Here is a 24,946-nt window from a genome sequence, read left to right on the forward strand (position 1 = left end):
ATGCCCGCGTAGTCGACGGCGAGGTCCCCGAAGCCGGGACGGCCTTCGACCACTCGTCACCTACCGCTGCCCCGAGGGCGGCATGGCGATACCTACTCGGGTGCCCTTCCGGCCGCAACGCCCCTGACCAGCGATCCGGCTCCGGGTGCGCGGCGGCCGCGGCTCCGCCGCCGGAGTGGTCAGGAATCGAGAAGCCGGGCCGGCCTTCCGCGATCTAGCGTCGGTGGCATGGACATCACACTTCGGTACTGCCAGATCACCGTCCACGACGTGGACGAATCGCTTCCCTTCTACCGCGACGCGCTCGGGCTGAAGGTACACAAGGACGCCGGGAACGGGGTGTCCCGCTGGGTCACCCTCGGCAGCGAGTCCCGCCCCGGACTCGAATTCGTGCTGGCGGTGCCGGAGGCCGGACGCCCCGAGGGCGACGCCGGCGTGTTGCGCGGGCTGCTGGGCGACGGCGCACTGCCGATGATCGTCTTCGGCACCGACGACCTCGACGCCGCGTTCGAGCGCGTGCGGGAATCCGGCGCCGAGGTACTGCAGGAACCCGTCGACCGCCCGTGGGGCGTGCGCGACTCGGCGTTTCGCGACCCCTGGGGCAACACGGTGCGGATCCAGCAGGAGACGGCGGCGTAAGGCCCGGCAGGGCGCCGGGATACAGACGGACGGATGGGAGATCACCATGGCACGGAATCAGTGGACGCAAGGCTCCGGAGAGCGCAAGCCCGGTACACCGGGCCCGTTCTCGCGGTGGATGCAGCAGAAGATGAACGCCCGGATGGGCCGCAAGATCCGCGGTGGCCGCGGCAACTTCATGGGCATGGACGTCCTGCTTTTGAACACGGCGGGGCGCCGCAGCGGGCAGCCGCGGGAGACTCCCCTGGCGTGGTTCCCGGACGGGGAGGACGCCTGGCTGGTCGTCGCCTCCGGCGGCGGGAGCCGGAACCCGGACTGGCACGCCAACCTGATGGCGCACCCGGACCGGGTGACGATCGAGATGCCCGGCCACGACGCCGTGCGGGTGGCGCCGCAGGAACTCCAGGGCACCGAGCGCGAGCAGGCGTGGCAGCGCATCGCCGCCGCGCAGCCGCGCTACGCCAAGTACCAGAGCAAGTCCGAGCGCCAGTACCCGGTGGTCCGCCTGACGCCGCGGTGAGAGGCGCCGAGATGCGAGCGGTCCGCCCCCGGAGACCCGGCGGAGGAGCACCTCGCGCCGCCCGGACCGCCTCGCCACCGACTGCGCCGGGCGTGCTCATCCGCGCACACCCGGCGCAGTACCCCGCAGCCCGGCCCAGGGGTTCGGGTCCGCCGGGAAACCCGGAACGCACTGGCCCCGGGCGGCGACCGGCTCCGGGCCGCGGTCAGATCGCCTCGGTCGATTCGGCTTCTTCCACATCCTGCGGGTCGTCGGGCTCGTCTGCGAAAGCGTCGCCGGACTCCATGCCGCCGCCCAGCGCGTCGCGGTCCACGTCGCGCGCGGCGCGTTTGCCCATCGCCGCCTCGACGAGCCCCAGCAGGGCCTCGCGGCGCCGGGTGAAGAACGCGGCGAACGAACCCGTACGCAGAGCGGCCACGTCGATCTGATGGGCGGCGACGATGGCGTCGAGCTCCGCGGCGGAGAGCTGCGCCCTGCTGTCAAGCTTGCTCATGTACTCGGCCGGTGAGGCGCCCCCGACGAGCTGGTTGGTCTTGCGAGCAAGCGGGGTCTTGTTGACGATGCTCTCGCGCAACTCGGGATCGACTTCGTTCTTCATACACCACGCCTTGGGGAAGACGTGGTGAATGTCGACGGCCAACTCGCGGTAGTGCGCCCGGTCGAACGGCTGGTTGTGCAGCCAGTCCTTCGTGCCGTTGGCCATAAGCAGCGCATGGATACCTTTGTAGGCCGCCGCGTTGCGAGTCTTAAGGGAGTGCAGGCGGGACTCCACGAAATTGGCGTCCTCGACTGTCCGGGGCACCGTCGCGCCTTCGGCGCCGCGGGCCCATTCCGGGACCTGATCGATGTCGCGCGCGAGTCTGCTCTCGGTCGACGAGCTGTACAGTTCGCCCAGCACTCCGCACCAGTACCACTGCCGGATCCGGGCATTGATGCCGTGGACGTCGATCTCCTCGCCCATGAGCACCCGCAGCGCGGCGAGGGCCACCAGCTGCGGCGGATAGGGGACATCGCGGGCCGCGTGCACATGCTGATCCTCCAGGAAGTGGGCGACCCAGGCCATGGCCTCACGCACCTCGCCCGCCCAGGCGCGGTAGTCGGGCAGCTGCAACCCGAGGATGTCGTCCTTGCGCGCGGTCGTGGCGGACTCGCCCCGGTGGCTGGCCAGCAGCATCACCGCCTGCAGGAACTCGGTCTCCTCGATGCTCTCCAGAACGGGATGCTTGCGGATGACGCGCTCGGTCTGCGCCCAGTCGTCCTTGAGCCGGAAGTCGGTTCCCGCTGCGCTGTAGTAATCGGCGTCGCCGGCGAACTTGGCTGTCAGCAGCTCGAAGACGGTGAGCTTCATGCCGCCCTGGTTGACCTTCTCGAAGACCGTGGCGACGGCCTCCTTGGAGGTCTGCTTGTCAAGTTCGATGGAGGGGATCGCATAGGACTTCATCGGGGTCAGGATCGCGTTGAGGAACGCCTTGGACACCTCGGGGTCCGCGTACTCGAAGAGCCACGCTGTGCCCTTGTCGTCGTAGCCGAGATTGACGGGGAAGTAGCCGTGTTCGAGCTGCTTCTCCTGGGTCGACACGTCTAGGACGACGTCCTTGCCGAAGTTCTCCCGCACCATGCCGTCGCCCGGCAGGGATTTGACCGCGGCGTCGAGGTTGCGGGGGTCCTTCACCGCCTGCTCGATGTCGATGAAGAACCGGCGCTCGACGACTTTCTTGCGAGCGTCGTGGGTTTTCACCACTCCGCCCCCCGAGAGCGCCTGGCTCAACGATGTGAGCCTCTGCTGGCCGTCGAGGACGAGCAGGGTCGGCTCGACCGCGCCTTGCGCGAGGTCTGTCCCCTCGATCGGCTTGGGCTTGAAGCGGACCTGGTCGTTTCCGGTCTGCAGGGTCATCACCACGCCGAGCGGGTGCCCTTGGGCGATGGTGACCAGTAGCGATCGGATCCGCTCCTCGTCCCAGACGTAGCCGCGCTGGAAGTCGGGAAGCTGGATCTCGCCTCTGGAGATACGGCGCAGTAGTTCGCTGAGGGTGGGTTGGGGGGTTTGAAAACCCATCAGCTCTCCTGATGCTGGTCGGTTCGCCTGTTCGGCCGGTGCCTCGGTCGCTGGGGGGCGCGGCGTTCCCCAGTCTTGCGCCCGGGGCCCGGAGATGACGAGGAAGGGGACGCGCAGATCACGGTACGTAGCGTAGGGACTGTGTGTGACACTTTCGCGGGCTCGCGGGGATGCCTGGTTATGCGATCCGCATGTTAATACGCACCTTTTTGGCGACGCTTCCTTTTGTGTCGTATCCGCGCGAGCTCGTTTCCGATCCGCTTGAGCTGCCGATCCGGATCGGCAGACGCCGGAGGTGGCCTCGGCTCTTCCCGGAGTACCGGCGGTCCGAGCCCGGTGCGGCGGCCGTAGTCCCATAAGTCCCGGCAGCTCGCGGGATCCGAGCCGACCGCGGTTTCACTGGGGCAATCATTCTGTGCAATGATCTCGTCGCTTTGTGTAACCGAAATTGCCCGGCGCGTCGTCCGCGCCGGGACGCGGGAGAGGACGAGCTTGGGCGCAGTAACGGATGATCGCGGGACGGACGCGGTCGCGGTGGTCGGCGTGGGGTGCCGGCTGCCGGGAGGCATCGACGATCTGGGCTCCCTGTGGGAGGCCCTCGACGAGGGCCGCGACCTGGTGGGGCGCGTGCCGGAGGACCGCTTCGAGAGCGCGCGGTTCGTGGACGAATCGCGCCCGCGGACGGGCAAGAGCTACACCGCGGCGGGCGGCTTCCTCACCGACGTCGCCGGATTCGACGCCGACTTCTTCGGTATCTCGCCGAAGGAGGCCGCACACATGGACCCCCAGCATCGGCTGCTGCTGGAGATGACCGCCGAAGCGCTGGACGACGCCGCCATCGACCCCGCCCGCCTGGCGGGGACTCCCTCGGGCGTCTTCGTGGGTATCTCCGACGCCTCCTACGGCGCGCTGCAAATGATGTCACGCGATCGGATCGGCCCCTACACCGCCTCGGGCGGTGCCCATTCGATCGCGGCGAACCGCGTCTCGCACGCGTTCGACCTGCGAGGACCGTCCATGGCCGTGGACACGGCCTGCTCCTCATCGCTGGTCGCGCTGGAACGGGCCTGCTGCCAGGTGGCGTCCTGCGGCGGCGTGGTGCTGGCCGGCGGCGTGAACGTGCTGCTCGCACCCTACGCCTATGTCGCCTTCGCGCAGGCGGCCATGCTCTCGGCCAAGGGCCGCTGTGCGGCGTTCTCCGCGGACGCGGACGGCTTCGTGCGCTCCGAGGGCGGCGGGGTGGTCGTGCTCAAACGGCTGGGCGACGCACTGGCCGACGGCGATCGGATCCACGGCGTGCTCGCCGGATGGGGCTCCAACAGCGACGGCCGCACCGCCGGGCTCGCACTGCCCAACTCCGATGCGCAGGAGGAACTGCTGCACAGGGTCTACGCCGACGCCGGTGTGGAGCCCGACGAACTGGTGTACATGGAGGCGCACGGCACCGGCACGCTCGTCGGGGACCCCGCCGAGTGCGAGGCCGTCGGCCGGGCGCTGGCACGCGGGCGCTCCCGCCCGCTGCCGGTCGGCTCGGTCAAGTCCAACGTCGGCCACCTGGAGCCCGCCTCGGGGATGGCCGGCGTGTTCAAAGCCCTGACGGTGCTGCGGCACGGGCGTATCCCGGCATCGCTGCACGCCGCACCCCTCAACCCCCGCATCGACTTCGACGGCCTCGGACTGGCCCCCGCTGTCGAGGCGAGCGACGTCCGACCGCTCGTCGCGGAACGCCGCGCCGTCGGCGTCAACTCCTTCGGATTCGGCGGAGCCAACGCCCACGTCATCGTGGCCGCCGCGCCCGAGCCCGCTGGGCGGGGCGCGGACGCCGACGGGGGGCCTCGGGAGCGCGCCGCCGCGACGCGGTCGGCGGTCGCCGCGGCCGCCCCGTCCGGCAGCGGCGCGGCGCGCGGCGCCGCGCCCGAGCAGGAGGGGCCCGCTTCACTGCCCGTCGTCGTCTCGGCGCGCACGCCCGAGGCCCTCACGGCGGCGGTCGCGCAGATGGCGGAGTGGCTGGACGAGACTCCCGGCGACGCCTTCTACGACCTCGCCTACACCTCCTGCAGGCGGCGCGGCGCGCACCCGTACCGGCGGGCCGTGCTGGCCGGCGGCCCGCACCAGGCGGCGGAGCGGCTGCGCGCCGACGGAGCCGGTTCCTCGCCGACCGCCGAGGACGGTCGTATCGCCTTCGTCTACTGCGGCAACGGTTCCCAGTGGGCCGGTATGGGCGCCGACCTGCTCGCCGCCGACGCGGACTTCGCGCGGAGCGTGGCCGAGGTCGACGGCTGCCTCGCCCCCTATCTCGGCTGGTCGGTGGCCGAGGAGATGGCGCTTCCGCCCGCCGAGTGGCGACTGCAGCTGACCGAGGTCGCCCAGCCCCTGCTGTTCACCGTCCAGGTAGCCCTCACGCGCTGGCTCGCCGACCGCGGCGCCACCCCCGCCGCCGCGGTGGGGCACAGCGTCGGCGAAGCCGCCGCGGCCTGGGCCGCCGGGGCGCTTACCCTCGACCAGGCCGCGCGCGTGGTCGCCGCCCGCGGCCGAGCGCAGGCGCCCACCGCCGGCAGCGGCCGCATGGCCGCGGCCGGCCTCTCCCGCGAACAGGCGGAGGAGCTGCTGACCGGATTCCCGGGGGTGGAGATCGCCGGGGTGAACAGCGAGTGCGACGTCACCCTCGCCGGTTCCGAAGGCCGCATCAAGCAGATCGGCGACGAGCTGGAGCGGCGCGGTGTGTTCTTCCGGCAACTCGACCTGGACTACGCCTTCCACAGCTCGGCCATGGACCCGGTGCGCGAAACCCTGCTCGCCGACCTGGACGGGCTCACACCTTGCGCGGCCCGCATCCCGCTGGCCTCCACCGCTACGGGCGGCCTGGTGGAGGGCACGGAACTCGGCGCCGAGCACTGGTGGACGGGAATCCGCGAACCCGTCATGTTCGGAGCGGCCGCCGACCGGCTGCGCGACAGCGGCATCGGCGTGTTCACCGAGATCGGGCCGCACCCCGTGCTGCGGTCCTACCTGCGCCGCTGCCTCGATTCACCGGCGCGGCGCCGCGCCGTGACCTCGACACTCGACCGCGGCGGCTGCGGCGTGCGGGCCGCCAAGCGGGCGGTGGAGTCGCTGATCGCCGCCGGCGCCGACATCGACTGGGCGCGGCGCTACTTCCCCGCGCCGGGCCAGGTCGTCGACCTGCCCGCGTACCCATGGCAGCGCGAGCGCCACTGGAGCGGCACGAGGGAGGACTGGGCGCGTGCGAGCGCCGGTCCGGTCGACCATCCGCTGCTGGGCGAACGCGCCGTCGCGGCCGAGCCGTCGTGGACGGCCGCGGTCGAGCCGGTGCGCGCGCCGTGGCTGGTCGACCACAAGCTCGCCGGAGGCGTGGTCTTCCCGGCGGCCGGCTATCTGGAGATGGCGCTGGGGGCGGGCAGGCGCGTACTGGACGGACCGGTGGAGGCCGACGGCTGGGAGTTCACCAGGCCGCTGGTGATCCCGTGGGAGGACCCCGAAGCGGTGCGCATGCAGACACTGCTGACTCCGCAGGACGGAGCCACCCGCATCACCAGTGTCGAGCGCGGCGGCGCCGAGCCCCGCCTGCACGCCCGCGGCCGGGTGCGGCGACTGGTCCAAGGCGTCCCCGCACCGCTGGACGTGGCCGCCGCGCGCTCGCGGTGCCCGCAGCACATCGACGCGGGCCGACTGTACGCGGAGCTTGCGGAGAAGGGCTTGCAGTACGGCCCCGCGTTCCAGGTTCTGCGCGAGGTGTACAGCGGCGAGGGCGAGGTTCTCGCCGCTTACCGACTCGACGCCTCCTCCGAGGAGTACACCGTCCACCCTGCCCTGCTGGACGGTGCGTTCCACAGCGGGGCGCCGCTGCTGGTGGGCCACGAAGAAGGCGCCTTCCTCCCGGCCAAGGCGGGTGCGCTGCGCGTCTGGCGGACTCCCGCGCCGCAGGGCTGGATCCGCGTGCTCGACCGCACCCGGAGCAGTAGCGAATCCTGCTGGGACATCGTCCTCACCGACGAGCGCGGCGACGTCGCCGTCGAAGCCCTGGGCCTGCGGTGCAGGCGCGTCGCCTCCCACACGCGGCGCCCGTTGGAGACGCACCGCACCGTGCTGCGCGCGGCTCCGCGCGCCGGGCTCGCGGCGGCGCCCTCACCGCTGCCGCAGAACGACCGCATCGAGGCGGCAGCGGCCGACCGCATCGACCGGGTGCGCCGGGCGTGGCACGAGACCGACTACGACGACGCCGCCGCCAGTCGCCGGGACAGCCTCGGACACGCGATCGCACTGGGGCTGGCCCGGTTGGTGCCCAAGCTCCGCAGCGGCGAGGCCGGGTGGGCCGACGTCGACGCGCTTGGACTGCCCGCCGCGTACCGCCGGGCGGTCGCGGCGATGATCCCGCTCGCGGAGGCGGCCGGCGCACTGCAGAAGACGGGGGAGTCCACATGGCGGCTGGCGACCGATGACGAGCGCGCCCGCGCGGCGTTTCGCACCTGCCTCGACAGCGCCCCGGCCTCCGCGGTCGAACTCTGCCTCGCCGCCATCGGCCTGGGGAGAATGCCGTCGGTGATGCTGGGCGAGCGCGAAGCCGTCGAGATGCTGACCGAGCCCGGTACTGCAGAGCTCTACCGGCACCTGTTCGCCACGAGTCCGCAACTGGTCTTCGGCTACCGGGTGGCGGCCGCGCTGCTGGCCGCGGCCGTCGAAGAGTGGCCGGCCGACCGGCCGCTGCGCGTACTGGAGATCGGCGCCGGAACAGCCGGATTCTCGACCGCTCTCGTTCCCCTGCTGCCGCCCGACCGCACGCAGTACACGTTCACCGACGTCTCCCCGTTCTTCTTCGCTCCCGCGCAGAAGCAGCTGGCCGAGTACGACTTCGTCGAGTACCGCACACTCGATCTCGACGCCGACCCGGCGGAGCAGGGGTTCACTGAAGGCGAATACGACCTCGTCGTCGCCGCCAACGCCCTGCACACGGCCCGCGAGATGGCCGCGGCGCTGCCGCGCGTCGCCTCCCTGCTGTCCCCGGGCGGCCGGCTGCTCGCGGTCGAGAACCACGACAACGACGCCGCCAGCGGGGTATTCGGGCTACTGGAGTCGTTCTGGAACTCGGCCGACACCGACCTGCGCCCCGACGGCGCCTTCATCGCCCGCGACCGGTGGCCCGGGCTGCTGCGCCGCGGCGGATTCGGCGACGTGGTGCAGACCGGCGACGACCGGGGGGCGTCCGCGCGCGACCTGTCGGTGCTGCTGGCGACCGCGGAGCACCGCGCCGCGGGGCCGGTCCCCGCGGTACCGGCCCCGGCCGAACCTCAGGAGCCGGAGGTCGTCCGCGTGGTGGTCGCGGAATCCGCCGCCGAGCTTCCGCTGGCCCAGGCCGTGGCCGAGGCGTGCGACGACGCCGCGGTCGCAGTCGCTGCGGACGGCACCGCCCAGTGGGCCGACTTGCCGGCAGCCCCGGTGCACGGCCGGCACTCCGTCACCATCGTCTATGCCGAGCCGGACCCCGACGACGTGGTCGCCGCGACCACGCGCCGCGCCGCCATGCTGCGTTCGCTGCTGGGTGCCGCGCTGCCGCACGACGAGTCGCGGCAGCTCGACCTGAGGCTGGTCACCCGGCCCAGCGGTGTGCACCCGGCGCCGGAAGGGTGCGACGTGCCCGCCGACGCCGCGGTGTGGGGGATGGCGCGGACGCTGGCCAACGAGTACGGCGAAATCGCGCTGACCCGCATCAGCCTGCAGCGCGGCGCCGACATCACAGCGGACGCCCGGCGCCTGGCCCGCGAGGTCCTCTCGGACTCCCCCGAGGACGAGATCGTGCTGACGTCCGAGGGACGGTTCGTGCCGCGGATGGTCGCGGACACCCCGGCGCTGGACGCCGCCGAGTCCGGGGGCTACGGCCTGGTCGTCCTCGATCAGGGGCTGAACTTCCGCGTGCAGTGGGAGCAGACGCCCCCTCCGGTGCCGGGCCCCGGCATGGTCGGTATCGAGGTGCGCGCCGCGGCGCTGAACTACCGCGACGTCATGCAGGCGACCGGCCTGCTGCCGGCCGAGGCCGCGGAGTCCAGCTTCGCTGGGATGGAGCCGGGGCTGGAGTGTGCGGGCGTCGTCACGGCCGTGGGGGCCGGGGTCGACGGACTCGCGGTGGGCGACCGGGTACTCGCTACGGCGGCGCCGGCGCTCGCGTCCCACACCGTCACCCACGCCCACGCCGCGGCGCGCATCCCCGAGCACATGTCCTTCGCCGAAGCCGCCACTGTGCCGATCGCCTTCACCACCGTCCAGTATTCGCTGGAGGAGGTGGCCCGTCTGCGCAGGGGCGAGACCGTGCTCGTGCACGGCGGCGCCGGGGCGGTGGGGCTCGCCGCGCTGCAGCACGCCCGCATGTGCGGCGCCGAGGTGATCGCGACCGCCGGGACCGAGGCCAAGCGCGAGGTCCTGCGGGTACTCGGCGTCGAGCACGTGCTGGATTCGCGCAGCTTGGAGTTCGCCTCCGAGGTGATGGAGCTGACCGGTGGGCGGGGGGTCGACGTCGTCCTCAACTCTCTGGCGGGCGAGGCCCTGACCCGCAGCCTGGAGGTGCTCGCGCCCGGCGGACGATTCGTCGAACTGGGCAAGCGCGACATCATGGAGAACGGTGCGCTGCCGCTGCGGCCGTTCGCCGACAACATCAGCTTCTCCGCGGTCGACCTGAGTTCGATGCTCGGCAAGGAGGTGCTCGCCGAGCACTGGGCGCGGGTCGTGCGGCGGCTGCGCGACGGCGTCTACCGCCCGCTGCCGCATACCGTGTTCCCGGCCTCGCAGGTGCAGAACGCGTTCGCGATGCTCCAGCACTCGCGGCACATCGGGAAGGTCGTCGTCGCGATCGACGGCCTGAGCGCGCCCGGGACCGTGCGGGCCGCGCGGTACGGCGCGCCGCCTGTGCCGGACGGCGAGGGCACCTACCTCGTCACCGGAGGTCTGAGCGGGCTCGGCGCGGCGACAGCCCGGCACCTGGCCGGACAGGGTGCGCGCCACCTGGCCCTGGTCTCGCGCCGCGGCGGGCAGGCCCCCGAAGCAGCGGCGCTGCTGGCCGACCTGGCCGACCAGGGCGTCACCGCGACCGCCTACGCGGCCGACTGCGCCGACCCCGCCGCGATGGACGCGGTGTTCCGGTCGATCCGGACCGGCGGACACCCGCTGCGCGGTGTGGTGCACGCCGCCATGGCACTGGACGACGACGACTTCGCCGACCTGACCGACGAACGCTTCGCCACCTCCCTCCGGCCGAAGATGGGCGGCCTCGCGGTCGTCGACGCAGCCACCCGCGGCATGGACCTGGACCTGTTCTGGGTCTACTCCTCGATCTCGGCCCACGTCGGCAACGTTCGCCAGTCCAGCTACAACGCCGCCAACCTGTACACCGAGGCGGTGGTCCGCAACCGGCGCCGACGCGGGGAGGCCGGCGTCGCGGTGGCGTGGGGGCGCATCGACGGCACCGGCTATGTCGAGCGCAGCGGAATGGGCGACCTCCTGAGCAAGCTGGGTCTCGACCCGGTCCCCGCGACCGAGGCGCTCGCGACCATCGACCTCCTCCACCGCCACGCCGACCGCTGGGAGGTGGCCGGCGTGTCCAGGCTCGACTGGGGCCGACTCCGCTTGACGGTGCCGGCCACCGCGCACTCCGCTCGGATGAGCCGCATCCCCGGGGTGGTCGGTGGCGAAGGCGCTGCGGCCCGCCAGGAACTGATCGCCAGGCTGCGCACACTGGAGACCGAGGAGGCGCGCGAGATTCTCGCCGCGCACCTGGCGGAGGCTTTGGCGGAGGTCCTGCAGACCGACGCCGGGCGGTTGGACCACCACAGGCGGCTGGACGAGTACGGAGTCGACTCGTTGATGGCCGCCGACCTGCTCACGACGATCAACGAGAACTACCGGCTGGAGATCTCACCGCTGGAGATGATGCGCAGCGGCGGAACCATCTCCGACATCGCCGACACCATCCTGCTGCGCATCGGCGCGGGAGGGACCGGAGAAGCGGGCACGGCACAAGCCGCCGAGTCCTAGGAACGACATGTTCCGGAGTACCTGCGGGCGTGCCCCGAGGGGTTCCACCGTTGCCTGCGCCCCGCCACGGCCCGCCGTGGCGGGGCGCAGGGTGGGAAAAACCAGAGAAAGTGTGGCGCCGCACATGGTTCAGCTGGGGTCCCTCGGGCGGGGCGGGACGGGGCAACCCTTGATCGGCGTTGGGCCTTGCCGAGGCTCTGCCGGACTGCCGGGGGCGGCCCCTGTGTCAGCCGCGATCCGACTCATGGGCGTATCGCCTCACCTACGATGATAGCTTCATGTAGTAATCTATTTACTCTTTGCATTCTCTCGGTCGAGCCCTCCCGCACCCGGCCGTGCGGTGCTAGAGAGCCGAGCCGCCATGCACACACCGACCGCCCACGCGGTGTCGGCGGCGCGTCGAGGCCCCGCGGCTGACGAGCGCGCCGCGAGACCGTCTGATCCGGCGCCGGACGCCGATCCAGCATTCACCGAACCGGATCTACGGATACCGGCCGGTCGGACCGGCATCGCCAGGTTCCTGCTGGTGCTGCTGCCCTCGCTGGCGGCCGCTGCGGTCCTGGTGGCGATGACCGCCCAAGGCGGTATCGCGGCGTCCTTCGCGGTCTCGGGACAGAGCTTCAAGCTCTCCGCCGACCGGCTGGAGGGGACGGGGTTCAGTCAGTACGTCGGCGTCGCCACCACCGCCGACGGCGACCATGCGGCGGCGGTCGCCGTCATCGACGAAGCCCGGCTGAGCGACCTGTGCCAATCCGTGCTGGTGGACACGCCCGTGGGCGAGGTCACCCTGCTGGTCCGGGCAGGCCGGGACGGGCAGCCGGTCACCGCGCGGAATCTGGTCATCGACATGCGGCAACTCTCCGGGGACGCACACTTCACGGACATGGAGATCGGCCGGGACGCGGGCACGCTGAGCCTCGGCGCCGACGCGACGGCCCCGATCGGCGGCTTTTCACAGAGCGGCGGCACCGTGCGGATCACCGGCCTGCGCCAGCACGCCTACGCGGTGAACGCGGGAACGCTCAAGCTGAACGGTTTGCGCCTGGGTATCGAGCCCGGAGACCGCGAATGCTTCTGACCCGGCCGCGAAGGCGGCCCGGCACGTCATCCGAACCCGGTAGAGCTGGAGACGACACGTGTCTGTCGCCGTACTGGTACTGACCGCCTCGTTCGTAGCGGTGCCGCTGGCGGCCCGCATCGTCGTGAACCGCCGGCGTACCGGCGAACTCGGCGTCCGCTTCACGCGCGCGGCGGGGGCCGCGCAGCGCTGGGCCTGGGCGGCGGTCGTCGCGGGCGGCGGCCTCACCGGCGTCCTCGCTCCCGTAGCCGAACTGGCCGCCCCGGCCGGTGCCGCGGTCCCCCGTGGGGTCCCGGAGTTCCTCCTGGCCACGCTGCCCGTCCCGGCGGGGCTGCGCCTGGTCGGACTCGCTCTGGCCGTGGCGGGGGTCGTGTCCACATCGGCCGCGCAGTCGGCGATGGGCGCCTCGTGGCGCATCGACGTCGATCCGTCCCGCCACACGCCCCTGGTGACCGGTGGGCCGTTCGCGCTCGTGCGCAACCCGGTCTATACCGCCGCCCTGATCTGGGCGACCGGTCAGACGCTGGCCTGCCCGAGCGCGGTGTCGCTGACCGGACTGGCGGTCATGACCGGCGCGCTCCAGGTGCTGGTCCGCCGGGTGGAGGAACCTTACCTCGCCCGGCTCCACGGCGACGCCTACCGCGACTACACCTCCCACGTCGGCCGCTTCCTTCCGAGGCTGGGCACCCACCCGCAGCTGCCCGCGAACGCCGCCCAACGGCGCGCCGAATCCGCGCGCGGCGGCGGAACGGGCGGCTGAGCGGTGAACCGGCACCGCAGGAGCGCCCGCAGGCACAGCGGCTTCACACGCTGGCGCCGCACCCGCCCGTTCTGGGGCGGTTTGTTCGTCGCCTGCGGCGGGGCCGCCGTCGCGGTCGCGCCGCTCGCCCCGCTGCCGCTGCTCGTCCATCAGGGGATCGCCGGTGTCGCGGGCTACACCGTCGGCCTCCTGCTCGTCGCACTGGGGATGCTGAGCTGGCTGCAGCCCGCCCAGCGCGTCTTCTACGGCATCGCGGCGGTCCTGCTGTCGCTGGTGTCCTTCGTGACCTCCGACTTCGGCGGCCTCGGCGCGGGCATGCTGTCCGGCCTGGTGGGCGGCTCCCTGCTCGCGGCGTGGCGGCCCGTCGAGGACGGCCTGCGGCGGCCGCCCGCGCGCCGCGGCCGATCCGACACCTGAGGGCCACCGGCACCGGTGGGCACCCGCACACAGGCGTTGGCTCCGCCCGCCCGGTCGCGGCAGGGGCCGTCCGGTTAACACCGAGCACCGTCTCGCCGCGGGGTCAGAACACCCCGACGTTGCCGAGATCGGAGCACGGCTCCTCGTTCACGTTGGCCGGCTCGCTCCACTGCATCTCGCTGCCGCCGTCGAAATCGCCCACCGAGCAGTAGGCGGGCGCGTAGGTCCGTGCCCGCGGGTCCCAGCTGTGCCAGACCCGCAGCACGCCGTCCGCCGCCGACTCGGTGAGGTCGAAGGGGATCTCGTAGACGCCGTCGCCGTCGAGGTCGCGCGCGGCGAGCTGGTGCGTGTTGTTGCTCGGAAACGCCGTGTTGCGCAGGGAGCCGCCGAACTCCTCGACGTCGTCGAGGCGGTTCGGGTCGACCTTGACGATACGCCCGGCTGGCACCTGCGCCCCCTGCTCCACAGGGGCGTGAATGAGGTTGACGTAGAACCAGCCCGCATCGTCGGTGCCCATGAGATCGGCGATGTCGCCGTTCCGGCTGAAGGTGAGCATATTGGGCTGCGGCCGGTCGTAGTTGTGCGCCAGGACCTCGTCGTCGCTGTCGCGGACCAGCGCAACGGTGAGATGGAAGAGGTCGGCGCCGCCGTCGGCCGTCGTCCCCCGGGGTGACTCGGCGAAGACGAGCCGCACCGGCTCGCCGTCGCGGCGCAGGCCCGGGACGATATCGACGGGGAACGTGCACTCCTCGCATCCGACGACCTCGCGGATGATGCGGTTGTCGCGTTGGATGTCGTTCCGATCCGGCGCGCCACCCCGCTGCCCGGCCTGCCCGGCCCCCTGGGAGGCGGTGCCCTCCACCACGCCGTCAGCCGCCCACGGGAGAGGTGTGCCGTTCTCGCGGTAGGAGGTGCCCGCCACGGTCCCGGCGCCGACGGCCAGTACGAGTGCGCAGGCCGCCGCCCCCGCCAGCAGAGCGTTGCGGGTGCGGCGGCGCCGCCGTGCGGTGCGCTCGGCACGCGACCAGTCGAGTCCGGGGGTGTTCTCCACCGCGGTCCAGTCGCGGTGCAGCACGCCGGTGACGGCGGTCGCCGGGTCGTCCCCGGCGGGCGCGGCGGCGCCGGCTCCGGCGGCGATCTCGCGCAGCAGGGCGGCGCCGTCCGGCCGCTGCGCAGGGTCCTTGGCCAGGGCACGCTCGACGATGCCGGCGAGTTCGGGTGCTACTCCCGCGATGTCGGGCGCCTCGTTGAGCACCCGGTAGGTGAGGGCCTCGACGGAGCCGGTGCCGAAGGGACGGCGGCCCGTCGCGGCGAAGGCGACGAGCGCGCCCCAGGCGAAGACGTCCGCCTCCGGGCCGACGACGCCCCGGTACCCCTCCGGCGCGATCCAGCCGGGCGAGCCGACCAGGCCGCCGGTGCGGGTGATCGCGCTCTCGTCGACGGCGCGGGCGATGCCGAAGTCCAGCACCTTGGGCCCGTCCGGCGCGAGGATGACGTTGGCCGGTTTCAAGTCGCGGTGGACGACACCCGCGGCGTGGATGGCGGCCACGGCCTCGGCGAGGCCCAGCGCCAGGGCCCGCAGCCGGGCGGGGTCCAGCGGTCCGCTCCGGTCGACGTGTCCGGCCAGGGTCGCGCCGGAGACGTACGGGGTCGCGTACCAGAGCTTGTCGCCGGTCGTCCCCGCCGCGAGTACCGGCACCGTGCTGGCCGCACGCACCCGCCGCATCAGCGCGATCTCGCGCGCGAAGCGCTCACGGAACTCCGGGTCGGCGTCGAACTCGCCGCGGATGACCTTCAGCGCGGCGCGGCCGCCTTCAGGCGCCAGCGCGGCGTAGACGACGCCCATGCCGCCGGCGCCGATGCGGCCCAGGAGCTCGTATCCGGCGATGGCGCGTGGGTCGCTGCTGTGCAGGGGCGGCAGCGGCGTTGGATTGGACACCGGTCTCCTCGGACGTGGCGGGGGTCCGACGCCACGAGATTAGCCGGGTCCGCTCCCCCGCCGCTGCACGTCCGGCCGCGCGATCGCCTCCCACCGGCGCGTTGGCCGCCTCCGGCCACGCTGCCGCCGCGCAGCGCCGCGCCGTCGATGTGCGACCCGGGTCGTACGCCCGCGCGCGCACGTCGCCCGGTGAAGACCAATCCACAGCGCGACGCGGCTGCGCCCCCGCGCGATCCAGGCTGTTGCCGACGGATTCTCGAAAAGGAGGAACGGTGACAGCCACAGCACCCCCCGAACCCGGTGATCTGCACGGACGAGCGGTGACGGCCGAGGACGTGAGGAAGGTGTACGGCGCGGGGGACGCCGCGGTGACCGCGCTTGAAGGGGTGTCGGTCGCGTTCGACTCCGGCACCTTCACCGCGATCATGGGGCCGTCCGGTTCCGGCAAGTCGACGCTGATGCACCTCCTCGCCGGGCTCGACACCGTCAGCTCGGGCTCGGTGGTCATCGGCGGCACCGAACTGGTCGGGTTGGGCGACAAGCAGCTCACCCTGCTGCGACGGCAGCGGGTGGGCTTCGTGTTCCAGACGTTCAACCTGCTGCCCACGCTCACCGCGGGACAGAACATCACCCTCCCGCTGGACATCGCCGGCCGGCGCGCCCCCGATCCGGCCTGGCACGACCGGGTCGTGGACACCCTCGGACTGCGCGACCGGCTCGGCCACCGGGGCGCGGCGTTCCGCGCGGAGACCGCGGTGCGGGGCAGTCCGGTACGCTGACGCTCAGAAATCGGTTTCTCGGCGATGGAGGCAGGTCCGGGTGGATGCGGGCGGGAGTGGGGAACCGGTCGCCGAGCCGGTGGGCGGGGTTGTTCCGCACCGCGGGCGCGGCCAGGGTGTGACGATCCGCGACGTCGCGAAGGCCGCCGGCGTTTCCCCGGCGACGGTCTCGCGGGTCATCAACAACCGCGAATCGGTGGCGCCGGAACTCGCACGGCGTGTGCAGCAGACCGCTGCCAGCCTGGGCTACCGGCCGAGCGCCGTCGCCCAGGGGCTCGCGCGCGGGCGGACCGGGTTGGTCGCGATAACAGTCCCCGACCTGGGCAATCCCATGTTCCAAGCGGTGCTGCGCGGGCTCAGCAGGGCCGCCGGGCGCGACGGGTACCGGCTGCTGGTGACCGACAGCCACGAACTGCCCATGGAGGAACCGGTGCTGGCACAGGAGAGCAGGCTGCGCGCCGACGGCCTCGTGCTGTGCTCGCCGCGCAGCCACGACCGGGACCTCGTCGATCTCGCGTCCGCGATCGAGCCGTTCGTGCTGGTCAACAGGAGTGTCGAGGGGCTGTCCGCGCCCACCGTCTCGGTCGACTACGCCTCTGGCGTGCGCGCCGTGTGCGCCCATCTCGGCTGGCTGGGCCACACCCGGGTGGCGTACCTGTCGGGTCCGCGCGCCAGCGTCTCCAACCGCGAACGCCTGGAGACGCTGCGGAGGGCCGCCGCGGGCCGCTTCGAACTGCACGTGATCGAGGGCGGCTCGATGCTGGAGGACGGCTTCGAGGCGGCGGAGGGGGCGCTGTCCACCGGCGCCACCGCGATGATCGGCTACAACGACCTGGTGGCGCTGGGTGCGCAGGGCAAGCTGAACGAGATCGGCGTGCGCGTCCCCGACCGGATCAGCGTCGTGGGTTTCGACGACATCCCGCTGTCCCGCTACACCGCGCCGCGTCTGACCACCGTCGCCGTTCCCCAGGAGGAGCTGGGCCGCGAGGCGTGGCAGCGGTTGGCGGCCATGCTGCGAAACGAGTCCCCGCCGGCCGACGTGTGCTTCACGCCGCGACTGGAGGTGCGCGAAACCACCGGGCCCGCACCGCACTGACCTGCGCAGACCGCGGGCGGACCGCTGTGGGCGCCGGTTCGGTCCCTCGGCTGCGGGGTTGACAACCCGGTCAGGTGAACTAGCTTAGAAACCGGTTTCCCACCATGCCCCCGCCGTGCAGCGCGATGCGCGACGAACCGTGATCGGAGTCGACATGCCGGATGCGCACGCGCCCGCTTCCGCGGCGGCGCGCACCCGCCGACGGGCTCCTCGTCGATCTTCCGACCTGCGCGTATGCGGCATGCGCGGGTCAGGCGCGGCTGCCGACCACGGATCGCCCGGAGTACCCGGCGGCACGGCGGCGCCCGCGGGCCGACTCGGTGCCCGACGGCCCGGAAACCGGTGTCAGCGAGCCATCGCCCCGTCACCGTCGCCGACCCGCCGCCGGACGCGCACGCCAGGGGCCGGAGCACGTTCGCCGACCCCTTCGGCTCGCGCCACACGGTCGCCACCGCCCGTGTGACCGGACCCGCCCCGGCCCGCCCCTGTCCCTGTCCCCGTCCTTCGACGTATCCGCCCGACCACACAGACGAGGAGTCAGCCCGATGCGCGTGCTCGTGACCGGCGGATTCGGCCGCCTGGGCCGCAGCGTCCTGCGCGGCCTCGCCCAGCGCGGCCACGAGGTCAGCTGCACCGACACCGCCGTCCCCCGCGATACCGAGGGCTTCACCGCCCTGCCCGCCGATCTGGCCGACGCGGGCGAGTGCTACTCCGTGCTCGCCCACTTCCGCCCCGAGGCGATCGTGCACCTGGCGGCGATTCCCACCCCCTTCGACCGCACGCACACCGCCACCTTCGCGACGAACACCCGGGTGGTGTTCAACGTCTGCCAGGCGGCCTTCGACCTGGGCGTCGGTACCGTCCTCGCCGCGAGCAGCCCCACCGTCATGGGCTACACCAACCCCGCCGGGTGGAGCCCCGTGTACCTGCCGCTGGACGAGGAGCACCCCGTCGGCCCCTGGGACGCCTACACCCTGTCCAAGGCCACCGCCGAACAGGTGGTCACCGGCTTCGCCTCCCGCGGCCGCGGGCGCTTCCACGCGTTCCGGCCCTGCTTCGTGGTGGCCCAGGAGGACTGGCGAGGCGCTCCCGTCCAGGGAGGCGGCACGATCGCCGACCGGTTGGCGGACCCGGCCTCCGCGGCGATATCGCTGTTCAATTACGTCGACGCGCGCGACGCCGCGGAGTTCACCGGAGTGCTCATCGAGCGCGCACACGAGATCCCCAACGGAGAGACGTTCTTCGTCGGCGCCGACGACGCGCTGGCCGACGCCCCGCTGAGCGACCTGCTGCCGCGCCACACGCGGATAACGCCGGAGGCCGCGGCCGCCCTCGACGGGACCGCACCCGCCTTCTCCAACCGCAAGGCCCGCGAGCTGCTGGGGTGGCGCCCGCACCGCACCTGGCGGACCGAACTCGGCTGATCGCCGCTACGACGCACCACACGAGGGAGCACCATGAACCTAGAGGGCATCCTGTTCTTCCCGGTCACCCCGTTCGACACGGGCGGGGCCGTCGACCACGCCGCGCTCGCGGCCCACATCCGCGACCGCCTCCCCTACGGTCCCGGCGGAGTCTTCGCCGCCTGCGGCACCGGGGAGATCCACGCCCTGTCCAGCGCCGAGCAGGCCGCGGTCGCGCGCACCGCCGTCGCGGAGGCCGGCGGCGCCGTCCCGGTCGTCGCAGGGGCAGGCGGCAGCCTGGCGACGGCGGTCGAGCAGGCCGAGGCCGCCCGCGAGGCGGGCGCCGAGGGCGTGCTGCTGCTGCCGCCCTACCTGGTGGGCGCGTCGCAGCAGGGGCTGATCGACTACGTGCGCGCGGTCACCGCCGCCGTCGACATCCCGGTGATCGTCTACCAGCGCTCCACCATGGCGCTCACCCCGGCCTCCGCCGCGGAGATCGCCGCGCTTTCCGGGGTCGTCGGTATCAAGGACGGGATCGGCGACCTCGACCGCATGCGGCAGAACGTGCTTGCCGTTCGCGCGCGGGTCGGCGACGCGTTCACGTTCTTCAACGGGCTGCCGACCGCCGAGCTGACCGTCCACGCCTACCAGGGGATCGGGGTGGAGCTGTACTCCTCGGCGGCGTTCGCCTTCGCCCCGGAGGTGGCGACCGCGTTCTACCGCGCGTGGCGCGGCGGCGACGCGCTCGCCGAACGCCTGCTGGACGAGTTCTACCGGCCGCTGGCCGCCATCCGCGACCGCACCCCCGGATACGCGGTCGCGCTGATCAAGGAGGGATTGCGGCTCCGGGGCGCCGACCCGGGCCCGGTGCGGCCGCCGTTCGTCGACGCGTCTCCCGCCGACAGTGCCGAATTGGACCGGGTCCTACAGCACGGACTGTCGCTTGCCGGTGCGGAGGGCGGCGCGTGAGGATCGCCGCAGTCGGGGCCGAACTGCGCCGCTACCCGCTGCACGACACCTGGGACGGCGGCGTCTCCTACCACGACCTCGTCGTCGTCACGGTCACCACCGACACCGGCGATGCCGGAGTCGGCTTCGGCTGGACCCCGCGGGTGGGCGGCGCCGCCGTTCGGGCGGCGGTCGAGCACGACTGCGCACCCCTGCTGGAGGGGCGCGAGGCCGCACCGGCGCCGCGCTGGGAGGAGCTGTACGCCCACCTGCACGAGGCCGGGCCGGGCGGCGTCAGCGCCATGGCGCTGGCGGCCGTCGACATCGCGCTGTGGGACCTGCGCGGGCGCAGCCTGGGGCTCAGCCTGGTCGAGTTGATCGGGCGGCGCCGGGACCGCGTCGCCTGCTACGGCAGCGGCGTCAACCTGGACCGGAGCCTGGAGGAACTGGTCGAGCAGGTCCGCCGCTTCACGGCCGAGGGCCACACCGCCGTCAAGATGAAGGTGGGTTCGGCCGAGCTGGACCGCGATGTGGAGCGCGTCGCCCGCGTCCGCGAGTTGCTGGGGCCGCGGGGCAGGCTGATGATCGACGCGAACCAGCGCTGGGATCTGCCGGGGGCCATGCGCGCGCTGCGGGCCCTGGACCGCTTCGATCCGCACTGGATCGAGGAGCCGCTGCCCGCCGACGACCTGGAGGCGCACGCACGGCTGCGCGCGGCCACCGGCGTGCCCTTCGCGATCGGCGAGAACCTGCGCACCGTGCGGGCCTTCCGCGACGCGCTGGTGGGCGGTGTGTGCGACGTCGCCCAGCCCAACGTCGTGCGCGTCGGCGGGATCACGCCGTTCCTGCGGATCGCGGACCTCGCGGCCGCGTTCAGCGTCCCCGTCGCCCCGCACCTGCTGCCGGAGTTGTCCGCGCAGCTGGCGCAGTGCGTGCCGGCGACGGCCATGGTCGAGGACATCGAGCGGGCCTCCTTCGCCGACCTCGGCGCTCTCGCCCGGCCCTGCGGCGTGACCGTGGGGGCCCAGGGCGCCACCAGCGACACACCGCCCGGGCACGGGCTTGTTTTCGCTCGACCGCCGCAGTGAGGCTGCGGGCCGCCTCCGCCTGCCGGCGGCGGGGGCGGCTCTGGCACCGCGGGGTATGCGAACCGCACCTCGCGCGGCGCGGGAACGGGCTCACTCGAACAGCGAGTGGGACCGCGACCCCCGCTGCCGGCGGCGCCGGAGCACGACCAGGATGTCGATCACGCCGACGGCCACGAGCGCCCAGAGGACCGCAGCCAGAACGGGCAGGTCGTCCGCCCACGCGGCCCACCCGAGGGCGAGGCAGACGACGATGCCCAGCGAGGCCAGCACCAGCCGCAGGTTCAACGCGCTGTAGGGGCGGTCGTGGCTGCCGCGCGGGGGCCGCGGTTCTCGACGACGTCGCATGATTCGCCTCCTCCCAACGGCGCCGCTACCCGCCACCGGCCCCGGAATGCGGACGCCGCGCCCCGAGGCGGAAGGTTCGCGGACGCCTCTTTCGTTCCCCGCTGTGCGCGGATCCGCGTGCGCGATTCGCGGGAGCCGGTCCGATCCCGCCGACACGCTGCGGATACGGTGTCCTGATCCCCCGAAGGATCTTGAACGGAACCACGTATGCATTCCCCTGAGCAGAACCCCGCAGAGCCCCGCCTCGCCGAGCCCGCCGCCGTTGCGGACGCACCGGTCTCGGAGTGGCCGGGCCACTGGGGCACACCCGCATGGCCGGGCGTGGTCGATCCGGGCCACGGCGGCGCGCCCCGGCCCGGCCAGTCCACGGGCCCGCCAGGCGCTACCGGGACCGGGAACGGACATCCACCCCTTGCAGCACCATCGCCTCCCGCCCACCCGCCCCAGCCGATCCGCGTCCGGCAGCCCGCCACGGTGATCGCGGCGCGCGTCCTGCTGTTCACACTCGGGGCGGCGGAATTGCTGTTCGGGCTCGTGCTGGGGTTGAGCCGGGTCCTCGTCGCAATGACACCGGAAGCAGGCGGCCTCCCTGCCGGTCCCGTCGCCGCGGGCGTGTCCACCGTCCTCTTCGTCGGTCTGGGCCTGCTCCTGATCCTCTTCGGAAGCATCGGCGGCCTGCGCACTCCGTGGGTGCTGCGCCCGACGGTCTGGGCTACATCGGGTCTGGCCACGCTGTACCTGGCCAACGCGGTGCTGATGGGCAGTCCCGCGCCCGCCCTGGTCGCCCTGCCTTTCGCGGCGGCCACCGTGCTTCTCCAGGTGAAGTCCGCACGCCGGTACTACATGTCCGGCCGATAGCTCCCGGACGCAGGCGGGAGCCGACGCCTTCGGTGGATTCGCCGGGTTACGGCCGTCCGCTCCCCCAACCGCTGTGAAGGACCGTCCCGTGCATCCCCTGCCGTATATCCCGTCCTGTTGGCCGCACTCGTCTTCGGAAGTGGACCAGTGGCCGGGCCACTGGGGCGGCCCCGCGTGGCCGGGCGGCACCGCCGGGCGCCGCGCCGACACGCCCGCCCGCGAACACGCCGGCGCCCGGCTCGCAGGACCCGGGACCGTGAGCGGACCAGCGGCCCCTTTCGCGGAAATGCCACCCATCGCCACCCACCCCCGGGCGGCGGCTCCGACCCGAGTCCGACAGCCCGCCGCGCTGATCCTCGCGCGGATACTGCTGTTCGGGCTCGGTGCGACCGGCCTGGTGGGCGGTTTTCTGACCGTGTTCTTCTGGACCCGCCTCGCCGTCACCAGTGAAGCGGGCGACGGTCCGGGATGGATCTTCCTCCTCGTGCCCGGCCTCCTCGCCGCCGGGTACGGATCGCTCCTCGTCTTCTACGGGAGCACCGCCGGACGGCGCTCGCCGCATACCCCGCGCCGGATCGTCCGCGGCATCTGGAGCGCGGCTGCGCCGTACCTGATCGTCGCGCTGCTGACCTGGAACGGCCTGACTGCCGCGCTCGCCCTGCCCTTCCTGATGATCACCGCGCTGCTCCTGGTGAAGCCCTCACGCCGGTACTACATGTCCGGCCGATAGCTCCCGGACGCAGGCGGGAGCCGGGCCGACCGACCGACAAGCGGCACCGAAGACCCCGTAGGGCCGGGCCTGCGGTCGACGGTCCGGGTGCCGGCCGGTGGGCCGCCCGCGGGACGGCAGCGGTTCACTGGACGGCCTTCTGGCCTCCCGGGCGGCGGGTGGTCTTCACTGGAATGCAGCGGCGACGGTGGCAGCAAGGTCCGACCCGCGGGTATCGGTTCGGATGCTGGCCGGTGGCAGCGGCCGACGAGGGGCGGTGGTGGGCCGTACCGGAGGCGGCAGCGCCCGCTCTTTAGGGTGCGGCTGCACTCGTCCAACGCGTGGAAATCACCAGATCCGGGCCGTTCTTTGGCGATAACCACGCGTTCGGTGAGGCCGCCAGGGCGGCGGGACGGACATCTGGGCGGATTCGGCGCGGCTCTCCCGAGTACCGTGAACTTATGGCTAAGGAAAGGGTTTTCCGATGACCATAAGTTCACGTAGACGCCGAATGACCCGGCAGTTCGGACATATCGGCGCCGGGCCGCCGTCGCACACGCCACCGCTCGCGGACAGAACCGGCGCCCGCACCTCCGCCGACCGCCGCCACCGGCGGGAACACGGTGCGGTGGGCGCGGGCCGGGCCATCCACCGCCCCCGGCCTGATGCGGGCGGGCCGACGCCCCGCGCAACACGATCTAAAGTGGCCACCATGCTGGAGGAGTTGGCGACTGAGGCGCAGGCGCTGGCCGGCAAGGCCGCGTCGCGGGTGTTCCTCGGGCTCGCGGGCCCGCCCGGGGCGGGGAAGTCGGCGCTGGCGCGGTACCTGGTGGACGAGGTGTGCGCCGGGCTCGGGACGGGGGCCGCCGCCTACCTGCCCATGGACGGGTTCCACCTGTCCAATGCCCAACTGGAGCGGCTCGGGCGCCGCGATCGCAAGGGGGCGCCGGACACCTTCGACGTGCGCGGCTACGTCGCGCTGCTGCGGCGGCTGCACATCGGCGGCGAGGACGCGGTGTTCGCTCCGGACTTCGACCGCACGCTGGACGAGCCCGTCGCCGCGCGGCTGGCGATCGAGCCGAGCGTGCGACTGGTGGTGACCGAGGGCAACTACCTCGCCGAGGACGCACCGCTGTGGCGCGAGGTCCGCGCGCTGCTGCACGACCTCTGGTACGTGGAGGCCGACGACGAGACCCGGGAGGAGCGGCTCGTCGAGCGCCAACTCGCCGGCGGACGCGACCGCGCCGAAGCGGTGGAGTGGGTACGGCGCAGCGACCGCGCCAACGGGGAGATCGTCAAATCCACCCGGGAGAACTGCTCCCGCGTCGTCCGCCTCGACGAGGCCGAACGGCTTCGCTGAACCCGCCGGAACCGGAGACGGCCGCGCCGAGTCCCAGGGGGCGGTCAGTCTGTACCGGCGGAAGGAGCGAGCTGTGGACCGGTTGCCCGAACCCGCGACCAGGGAGGGCCCCTGGCCCGCCGCCGATGCGGCCTACCTGAGTCTCGCGCGCAGCGGACTCGGGCTCGCGCTGGCGGGCACAGCGGTGACCCTGTTCCTGACCTGCTGCGCGGTCCTCGCCGCAGTCTGGCCGGAACGGTTCCTCGCCAACGGCGGGGCCGGCGGGGAGCGCACGATCGCGATCGTCATCGCCGTCGTTCTGGGGCTGCTGACGCTGCTCCTGAGCGCCGGCGTCGTCGCAGCGCTGAGCCCGCACGGCCTGGCCGTGGATCGCCACGGGATCTGGTTCGTCACCCGCGTGCGGGCCGAACCGGTCTCCTGGCAGCAGATCAGCGCAATCGGCGGGAGCTGGAAAGAGAAGCGGCGGGTCTACAAGAGCAGCCTGGGTGCGCGGATCGGCCAGGAGATCATGCGCCGCCTGCTCACCGACAGGGGCCGCTACCTGTACGCGGTGGACGTCTTCCTGCACGATCCGGACTCGGTCGCCGATCGGCACCCGTTCGCCGTCCACCAGCGGCACACCCGGCACGAGGCGCCGCCTGCGCCGGGTCTTCCGTCGCGGCGCCTGCGGTTCCACGTCGGCGCCATCGGCGACTACCGCGAAATGGCCCGGCACCTGCACCGGTCCGCGCCCCACCTGTGGATCGGCGAGTACCGGCGCGACTCTCCGGTGTAACCCGTTCCCGAGAACGGGACGGGGGTTGCAACGAAGTCCCGGACGTCGGGGCAAGGCTGTGCGCTGGCCGGACAGGCTACGGGCGCATTGACTCCATGTTTCCGGCTCTTTACAGAACGCTCCTCCTCCTTTAGGGTCC

The 24,946-nt window shown here is 72.7% G+C and carries 17 protein-coding genes and 1 pseudogene; 15 read left to right on the plus strand and 3 right to left on the minus strand.

The genetic code is table 11. The features are described 5' to 3' along the window. The first annotated feature begins 228 nt into the window (after positions 1–228). Positions 229–639, plus strand: a complete 411-nt coding sequence (locus tag EKD16_RS23825) for a VOC family protein (protein ID WP_131101596.1) — start codon at positions 229–231, stop codon at positions 637–639. A gap of 46 nt (positions 640–685) precedes the next feature. After that, positions 686–1,159, plus strand: coding sequence for a nitroreductase family deazaflavin-dependent oxidoreductase (locus EKD16_RS23830; protein ID WP_131101598.1), 474 nt, complete (start codon positions 686–688; stop codon positions 1,157–1,159). Between the two features lie 205 nt (positions 1,160–1,364). On the opposite strand, the gene EKD16_RS23835 is transcribed toward EKD16_RS23830, so the two are convergent. Next, positions 1,365–3,215, minus strand: a complete 1,851-nt coding sequence (locus tag EKD16_RS23835; RefSeq protein ID WP_131101600.1) for a GmrSD restriction endonuclease domain-containing protein — start codon at positions 3,213–3,215, stop codon at positions 1,365–1,367. Positions 3,216–3,707: 492 nt separating this feature from the next. Here EKD16_RS23835 and EKD16_RS23840 point away from each other — a divergent pair, with 492 nt between their 5' ends. The 4 genes from EKD16_RS23840 to EKD16_RS23855 all read left to right on the plus strand — a co-directional run bounded on the left by EKD16_RS23840 (position 3,708) and on the right by EKD16_RS23855 (position 13,507). Then, entirely contained in the window at positions 3,708–11,252 is a 7,545-nt protein-coding gene (locus EKD16_RS23840; RefSeq protein ID WP_207391393.1) for a type I polyketide synthase, read from the plus strand. 526 nt (positions 11,253–11,778) lie between these two features. Then, entirely contained in the window at positions 11,779–12,330 is a 552-nt protein-coding gene (locus tag EKD16_RS23845) for a DUF6230 family protein (RefSeq protein ID WP_242677147.1), read from the plus strand. Between the two features lie 58 nt (positions 12,331–12,388). Next, positions 12,389–13,090, plus strand: a complete 702-nt coding sequence (locus EKD16_RS23850) for a methyltransferase family protein (protein ID WP_207391394.1) — start codon at positions 12,389–12,391, stop codon at positions 13,088–13,090. A gap of 3 nt (positions 13,091–13,093) precedes the next feature. Beyond that, positions 13,094–13,507: a DUF6114 domain-containing protein gene (locus tag EKD16_RS23855; protein WP_131101604.1), complete on the plus strand. Its 414-nt coding sequence runs from the start codon at positions 13,094–13,096 to the stop codon at positions 13,505–13,507. A gap of 103 nt (positions 13,508–13,610) precedes the next feature. Here the strand turns inward: EKD16_RS23855 and EKD16_RS23860 are convergent, their stop codons facing one another. Then, a complete protein-coding gene (locus EKD16_RS23860; protein ID WP_131101606.1) occupies positions 13,611–15,446 on the minus strand; it encodes a serine/threonine-protein kinase in 1,836 nt (611 codons plus the stop codon). 305 nt (positions 15,447–15,751) lie between these two features. Here EKD16_RS23860 and EKD16_RS23865 point away from each other — a divergent pair. The 5 genes and pseudogenes from EKD16_RS23865 to EKD16_RS23885 form a co-directional block, all read left to right on the plus strand. Further along, positions 15,752–16,180 (plus strand): annotated as a pseudogene (locus EKD16_RS23865) (ABC transporter ATP-binding protein); the annotation flags it as partial. Positions 16,181–16,265: 85 nt separating this feature from the next. Continuing rightward, positions 16,266–17,321: a LacI family DNA-binding transcriptional regulator gene (locus tag EKD16_RS23870; RefSeq protein ID WP_207391396.1), complete on the plus strand. Its 1,056-nt coding sequence runs from the start codon at positions 16,266–16,268 to the stop codon at positions 17,319–17,321. A gap of 545 nt (positions 17,322–17,866) precedes the next feature. Continuing rightward, a complete protein-coding gene (locus EKD16_RS23875) occupies positions 17,867–18,745 on the plus strand; it encodes an NAD-dependent epimerase/dehydratase family protein (protein WP_131101608.1) in 879 nt (292 codons plus the stop codon). A gap of 33 nt (positions 18,746–18,778) precedes the next feature. Next, on the plus strand, positions 18,779–19,693 hold the full coding sequence (locus EKD16_RS23880) for a 5-dehydro-4-deoxyglucarate dehydratase (RefSeq protein ID WP_131101610.1): 915 nt from the start codon (positions 18,779–18,781) through the stop codon (positions 19,691–19,693). Next, positions 19,690–20,760 carry a mandelate racemase/muconate lactonizing enzyme family protein gene (locus tag EKD16_RS23885; protein ID WP_131101612.1) on the plus strand — a complete coding sequence of 357 codons (1,071 nt, stop codon included), beginning with the start codon at positions 19,690–19,692 and terminating at the stop codon, positions 20,758–20,760. Before EKD16_RS23880 ends, EKD16_RS23885 begins: the two co-directional genes overlap by 4 nt. 90 nt (positions 20,761–20,850) lie before the next feature. On the opposite strand, the gene EKD16_RS23890 is transcribed toward EKD16_RS23885, so the two are convergent. Continuing rightward, on the minus strand, positions 20,851–21,105 hold the full coding sequence (locus EKD16_RS23890) for a hypothetical protein (protein WP_131101614.1): 255 nt from the start codon (positions 21,103–21,105) through the stop codon (positions 20,851–20,853). 474 nt (positions 21,106–21,579) lie between these two features. On the opposite strand from EKD16_RS23890, the gene EKD16_RS23895 reads away from it, so the two are divergent. The 4 genes from EKD16_RS23895 (at position 21,580) to EKD16_RS23910 (ending at position 24,807) form a co-directional block, all read left to right on the plus strand. After that, positions 21,580–21,963 carry a hypothetical protein gene (locus EKD16_RS23895; RefSeq protein WP_131101616.1) on the plus strand — a complete coding sequence of 128 codons (384 nt, stop codon included), beginning with the start codon at positions 21,580–21,582 and terminating at the stop codon, positions 21,961–21,963. 286 nt (positions 21,964–22,249) lie between these two features. Then, positions 22,250–22,693, plus strand: coding sequence for a hypothetical protein (locus tag EKD16_RS23900; RefSeq protein ID WP_131101618.1), 444 nt, complete (start codon positions 22,250–22,252; stop codon positions 22,691–22,693). Positions 22,694–23,375: 682 nt separating this feature from the next. Further along, complete coding sequence (locus EKD16_RS23905; RefSeq protein ID WP_394347297.1) at positions 23,376–24,032, plus strand: nucleoside/nucleotide kinase family protein; 657 nt, start codon at positions 23,376–23,378, stop codon at positions 24,030–24,032. Positions 24,033–24,105: 73 nt separating this feature from the next. Next, a complete protein-coding gene (locus EKD16_RS23910) occupies positions 24,106–24,807 on the plus strand; it encodes a hypothetical protein (RefSeq protein WP_131101623.1) in 702 nt (233 codons plus the stop codon). Positions 24,808–24,946: the final 139 nt, after the last annotated feature.

Source organism: Streptomonospora litoralis (assembly GCF_004323735.1).
GTDB lineage: Bacteria > Actinomycetota > Actinomycetes > Streptosporangiales > Streptosporangiaceae > Streptomonospora > Streptomonospora litoralis.

Coding starts and splice junctions, on each gene's coding strand:
- EKD16_RS23875 (WP_131101608.1), top strand. CDS start 17,867: ATGCGCGTGCTCGTGACCGGCGGATTCGGCCGCCTGGGCCGCAGCGTC.
- EKD16_RS23900 (WP_131101618.1), top strand. CDS start 22,250: ATGCCACCCATCGCCACCCACCCCCGGGCGGCGGCTCCGACCCGAGTC.
- EKD16_RS23830 (WP_131101598.1), top strand. CDS start 686: ATGGCACGGAATCAGTGGACGCAAGGCTCCGGAGAGCGCAAGCCCGGT.
- EKD16_RS23835 (WP_131101600.1), bottom strand. CDS start 3,215: ATGGGTTTTCAAACCCCCCAACCCACCCTCAGCGAACTACTGCGCCGT.
- EKD16_RS23890 (WP_131101614.1), bottom strand. CDS start 21,105: ATGCGACGTCGTCGAGAACCGCGGCCCCCGCGCGGCAGCCACGACCGC.
- EKD16_RS23880 (WP_131101610.1), top strand. CDS start 18,779: ATGAACCTAGAGGGCATCCTGTTCTTCCCGGTCACCCCGTTCGACACG.
- EKD16_RS23825 (WP_131101596.1), top strand. CDS start 229: ATGGACATCACACTTCGGTACTGCCAGATCACCGTCCACGACGTGGAC.